6 protein-coding genes are annotated in these 5,356 nt (G+C 58.1%); all 6 read right to left on the bottom strand.

Annotation, left to right across the window (positions count from 1 at the left end; genetic code table 11):
- Nucleotides 1-149: 149 nt before the first annotated feature.
- The 6 genes from AAFO90_RS23860 to AAFO90_RS23835 all read right to left on the bottom strand — a co-directional run bounded on the left by AAFO90_RS23860 (nucleotide 150) and on the right by AAFO90_RS23835 (nucleotide 4,795).
- Nucleotides 150-755: a hypothetical protein gene (locus tag AAFO90_RS23860; RefSeq protein ID WP_347511047.1), complete on the bottom strand. Its 606-nt coding sequence runs from the start codon at nucleotides 753-755 to the stop codon at nucleotides 150-152.
- A gap of 478 nt (nucleotides 756-1,233) precedes the next feature.
- Complete coding sequence (locus AAFO90_RS23855) at nucleotides 1,234-1,896, bottom strand: HAD-IA family hydrolase (protein WP_347511046.1); 663 nt, start codon at nucleotides 1,894-1,896, stop codon at nucleotides 1,234-1,236.
- Nucleotides 1,897-1,928: 32 nt separating this feature from the next.
- The gene (locus AAFO90_RS23850; RefSeq protein ID WP_347511045.1) at nucleotides 1,929-2,504 is read right to left on the bottom strand and encodes a hypothetical protein; all 576 of its coding nucleotides are present in this window, start codon (nucleotides 2,502-2,504) and stop codon (nucleotides 1,929-1,931) included.
- Nucleotides 2,504-3,031, bottom strand: a complete 528-nt coding sequence (locus tag AAFO90_RS23845) for a DUF6634 family protein (RefSeq protein ID WP_347511044.1) — start codon at nucleotides 3,029-3,031, stop codon at nucleotides 2,504-2,506. Before AAFO90_RS23845 ends, AAFO90_RS23850 begins: the two co-directional genes overlap by 1 nt.
- Nucleotides 3,032-3,042: 11 nt before the next feature.
- On the bottom strand, nucleotides 3,043-3,948 hold the full coding sequence (locus AAFO90_RS23840) for a hypothetical protein (RefSeq protein WP_347511043.1): 906 nt from the start codon (nucleotides 3,946-3,948) through the stop codon (nucleotides 3,043-3,045).
- Between the two features lie 4 nt (nucleotides 3,949-3,952).
- Entirely contained in the window at nucleotides 3,953-4,795 is an 843-nt protein-coding gene (locus AAFO90_RS23835; protein WP_347511042.1) for a metallophosphoesterase, read from the bottom strand.
- Between the last annotated feature and the right edge of the window lie 561 nt (nucleotides 4,796-5,356).

The following is a 5,356-nucleotide window of genomic DNA, read 5'->3' as shown; positions in this document are numbered from 1 at the left end:
CATCTTTCATCGTTGGCGCGGCGGGGGTAGTGTGCATCATCGGTCGGTGGTCTCTAAGCTTATGGCGTTACAGGGCTTTTCTGGCGTTATCGGGCGACCCGTAACGAGGGGTCGTTGTCTTGCTGACCCCGAAAGACAGGGACTGTTCGTTACGGCTGGAGTTGGAGTGCCTCCTCGGCGTTAGCGCCGCAGATCGCGGCGAAGACGTTACAGGCCGGTTCCTGGGCGCCCTTCAGCGGGGCTTTCCGGTCCGGGGTCTGGGGTGCGAGAAACGGGATCGGGTCACCCCGGAGATGCGCCTCGATCTGGGCCGGGATCCAGCGCCGTCCCCGGGCCGGGGCCTGGTCCTGTCCAGTAACGGTCAGCTCGATCGGAGAGGGGAGAACGCCACGTTTTTCGCAAGCGCCGGCGCTGATCGCTGACACGCTGAGGCCGGTCATCTGCGACACCCACGACGCCTTCTGAAGCGGGATCAGCAGACGCTCCAGATCCTCCGGGGTCTGAGGGGTGACCCCGAGAACCTTCTTGAGGACATCGTGCACCGAATAACGACGGTGTTTCGCGTTCCCGGTGAGTTCTCGGAAGCCGAACCGACGCGCGAGCTTCGGGACCATGTTCTTCCCGACCTGCGCCCACGCGGCGAGCTCCGCTGTGGACATGACGCCGGGTCTTTTGAGTGATGCCGGGACCGGCATACCCATCATGTGAAAGCCTACCCGGTTTTGATTTTCGCATTCGCCGCTGCGGTCAGCCATAGGCGTCTCCTCGTGTCTCACTGCAGAGAACATGGCCTCACAGCATGAAAGCGCCAAAGAGAATCTCGAGGTTTTCCACATCTAAGTTGTTGTTGCGAAATATTTTTTCGCAACGTGATCGGCAGGATAAGAACTCATCAAGACCGGATTTCGGGTTCCAGAAGTGGTCCCTTTGGTAGTACTCCACCCATAGTGCCGTGGAGGAGTTGGGTATGGTCGACAAGCCGAGGGAGCACGCTGCTCCGACACGAAATGCGCCCGCAGGTAGTCGTCGGTGGGTGGAAGAGAACGCTGTTGCGTTCGCCGCGCAAGCGCGCTGGCATGAGCTGCATCCTCACCCCCTAGATGACATACTTGTCGACCCACGGGTCGTTTCGCAGACGGGGCAGCGGACTGCTGCGCCTCAGACCTGATAGCCGCGAAGGTGGTACCATTTTTCGCATCAGTACCATCACGAGCCGACGCGGACTCTGACCGGTCAACTTTCTATGTCGAGGTCCTTTGAAATGGAGCCTCGGGCCGCGCGAAACGCTCTGAGGAAAGTGTCCGGTCGGCCCGTCCCCGCCCCTCCCCCGGTGAGGGCCGCGATCAGATCCTCTATGTGCATCGCGCGCATTCCGGCTTGGACCGGCCCATCGATATCGGCCGCAGGGGTGTCGCCAACGAAGAGGATGCGGTCCGCTGATACGCCAGAGGTCTCAAGCACCAGCTCATAGATGCGGGGGTCTGGCTTCATACAGCCGGAAAAACATGAGAAGATCCGAAACATCGGCTTGATTTCTGGGAACCTGTCCAGCGCCGACACGTAATCGACGCTGATGTTGCTGCACAGCCCGTATGGTACCGGCAGGGCCGCGAGCATTTCCCGGACCCTGGGACGGACACGGACCGAAGAAACCTCGCGGGCGATTGCGGCTTGCGATACGACGAAGTCCCCGATTGTCGCCCCGCCCTCGATCTCAGCGTCGATCGCGGGCAGCGTCATGTTTGTGGTCATCGCCAACCTTCGAAAAAGGCTCACCTTCTCAGGACTCATTCTCCGCTTTAGGTGCGCGACAGGTCGGCGCCTATCCGTGATCTCGATGAGTGTTCCGAACGCGTCGAACACGATCACGTCAATATCTGAAAGAATGTTATTCACCCGAAATCCATCTATTAATATTTTCCAGATCGTTAGTTCGCATTGTTGGGCAATATGATTTCAAAATAAGTGAAGCTTTTCGGGTTTAATCCATTATAGCCGGACATTATTCTACTCATCCGCTTTTGTGATAGCTGCCGCGTGTCTTCGTCTGTCATATTGTCATGTGAGACCTCCTTATCTATAAGGTAGTATCCACGCGAGTCTTTGTGCGACGTGATGAGATCCATGAAAGCTTTAATAATTTTATCCAGATTCACGGGGTTTTTCTCTTTTGAGAATCGGCCTAGTGATCGAGTGAATTTTTTATTTGTTACGTGGACTTTTTCTCCTAACTCGCCGCATGATTCGAATATTCTAAAAATCACCTGTGCTTCTAAATTTTCCCTTTCGTATTTATCATGGATTCCAAGCTTTCGGACATCTATCCAGCGGATACTGATTGCCCACGGCCTTTCTTGAAGTGTGCTGTGAAAGCGCTTTTCACCGGCGCCGGTTTGACCTATGTAAATACATCCATACCCTAACAAAATATAGCACATCCACGTGTCGGAACGTGGTAATTTCTCGATAAGCTCTACTGTGCGCATCGTTTCAGAATCCGTCATCAGTGCAACGAGCTCCTATCGAGCCGTATGAGCTGGACATCTGCGGCGACAACGCCGTCCGCTTGCAGCTTGAAGAGGAGCTCTGGCGTATACCCACTCAGCGCGTAATATCTGTTCCAGGTACGCGCCCATGCGTAGTCCGGCGCGATCTGGAAAAGCGGCGATGTGCGGGTCCGGACCCCCCGTCGAAGTAGAGGGTGTCCAGTGGACTGACCGATTAGAAACGGTGTGCTGCCCAGCACGGCCGCGCACCATCCGTGCAGCACCGGCGCTTGGTCGAGTTCTGCCTGAGAGGGCGGCGCGGAACCGAGTTGAGCGGCGTGTTTTAGAAACTGGTGGACGTGCTTCTCTCGTTCGCAGGCGGGCCGGTTCAGAAGTCGTTCGACATAATCCTCTAGGAGATGTCGAAAACAGGGGGTGAGCTGCTGAACCGTCCAGTTCGGGGAGTCATCGTGGAAGAGAGCGAGAAGGGTATCCACTTCATCACTGAAGGGCCGATAAGGGTCTATATAATCGTCAAAATCCATCGTCTAGGCTCTTATTTTTCATGAGTTTTCTGGTCTCTCGCGGCCGCGAGGAGGTCGCGTAGGGGAGCGATCTTGCCGCCCAAGATCACCTTGATCCGGTCCAGAAAATCGCCGGCGTACACCGCCGGGAAGTGCAGATCGAATTCCACGCCCTCCGCGCGCGTGACGTCTTCCGCGACGCTCCAGAGCACTCTCTGATCCTCGCGTGACACCTCTCCCGGGGCGAGCAGGTCCAAGTCGGAACGCCCATGGACTCTGTGCTCGACCACTGAACCGAACGGCACGACACAATGGCCCCGGTCCTGGAAGGCCTCCTCGATGCGGCTTAGCGCGCGCCGGAGGGCTCGTTCCCGGGCCCTGGCGCGCTCCACGCGACCCGGATGCTGAGCAACGAACTCCGGATCGGGTGCGCAGCCGATCCGGAGCGTGCCGTTGATGAGCCGGGCGTCCAGCGTCGTAAGAGCGTCGAACAGCATCGGGGCGGCTCGAAGGGCTGCCGCATGACGCCGCCGCTGAACTGCAAGATTCGGTTCGAGCTCAAGGACCGGGTCAAAATCTGGATAGACGCCGACCACACGCAGAAGATCAGCCAGTGCGGGCGGCACGACCGGTACCCGGCCTGAGCCGGTCCCGGAGAGCTGGTCTAGGGCGTCACCATACCAGCTCTCCTCATCGTCCGGCGTACTGCCGTCTAGTATGAGGCACAGCACCGTCGCGATGGCCTCATAGCTGCGCTGAATCGCGTTCAGTCCGCGGAAGAGTGCGGCGCGCTCGAGCCGTCGCCGTATGTTGTCAGACAAGCCATCCGGAACTTCCTCCAGGGCCCGCTCGAGATGCTGAATACGCTCAAAGAGCCCGTCCAGGCGGAGCTGGACGGGCTGGAGAAGGTCGGACCTGAGGGGTCGTTTCGTTTCCATCCGCTCAGTCCGTCTCAAAGAACATTAGCGGCCCGAGTTCCAGTGCATGGGTCCCCAGTTCTTCAGGATATCCGAGCGACACGTTTTTGATCACGGTCTGGCCTACTTGCGCACCACATCGCCGGTGTGAGTGTCCGAAGAACCAGGCATCGGGCTGCATTTCGTAGACCAGATCATCAAGATTTGAGTGGAAGCTCGGCGTGAGGGCATCAATAACACCGACGGCCGTTGCCGGGCTCGGCCCATGGTGCGTGACGACGACGGTCTTGCCTGAATCACCGGCGAAATGGGGCTCGCGTAAGGCGGCATCCAGCCAGGCCCGATGATCGAGATGCACGGCTAGTACGTCCCTCGGAGTTATGAGACGCGTTTCCTGTTGAATGAACGGCAGGCCTGGCACCCCGATCCTGATTTGACGGTAATCATTCATGACCCTTCTGGCCGTCTCGACAGCGCCACGGACATCCCGGTTCAGCGCGAAATCAGACCACAACGTGCAGCAGAGGACCCGAGCGGTACCGACCCGTATCTCCTCCTTCTGAGCGAAGCGCACACCGAAATCGGAGCACACTTCACGCATCAGGTGTTCCCCGTCGAGGCGGCCGAAATAATAGTCATGGTTGCCGGGAACGATAACGACCTTCTCCAGCGCGATGAGGCGTTCGAGGCGCGTAAAGATTGTCGGCCAGGTCCGCACTGCATCGTTTGACAGGTCTCCCGCAAGCACCAGCAAATCGGGCTGGTGTTTATGAATCACAACGTCCATCCCCGTCGCCGTCAGCGGGTCCGCAGTCCACCTGTTCCAGCTGTCGAAATGCGGATCGGCGATGACGGCGAGCAGAGGCATGTGGTTGTCTTCTCCTCAGGCGAAAAGACACCGCGCGCGGCATGAGCCACGCGGCGCGAAACGCCGGCATTCGTGTTCTGATAGGCGGAACAGGACCAACTGAAATGCGGGTGTTCCGATTGACGTGCAGCCTACTGAAGGCGGGCGGGCGTGTCAACAGTAAAGGCAATTAGAGCATTGATAACATTACATTTTCTTGCGAATTTTGAAGTCACTTAGATTTTCGCAAGCTTCGGGCCGGGTGGTCCCGGTACGGGGCGCCTCAGGGCGAGTGCGCCATAGAGGCGCGCGGGCTTGCTGCGTAGGCGTTTGAGGGGGATTGTCACGCGGTTAATAAGCTGACCGCCCGGTCCGGTACCGTCAGGGTCTCAGGCGCAAGGGAGATGCGAAAATCGATCAGCGTAAGATTTTTCGCAAAACTGGAGCGCCGGAGCCGGCCTTAGAGCCCGATTTGAAACTAATTGAGTGAGTTCAGGAGGTTGTGTTTCTGTTCGGGTACGACACTGAACGGAGACCACGATGGCCTGGACCGAACTCACCCGCAGCCAGCATGCCCGTGAG

The organism is Phaeobacter sp. CAU 1743, assembly GCF_039839315.1.
In the GTDB taxonomy this organism is placed as follows: domain Bacteria; phylum Pseudomonadota; class Alphaproteobacteria; order Rhodobacterales; family Rhodobacteraceae; genus Phycobacter; species Phycobacter gallaeciensis_A.
The sequence above is the reverse complement of the archived record's forward strand: the minus strand, read 5'-3'. Positions and strand labels throughout refer to the sequence as shown.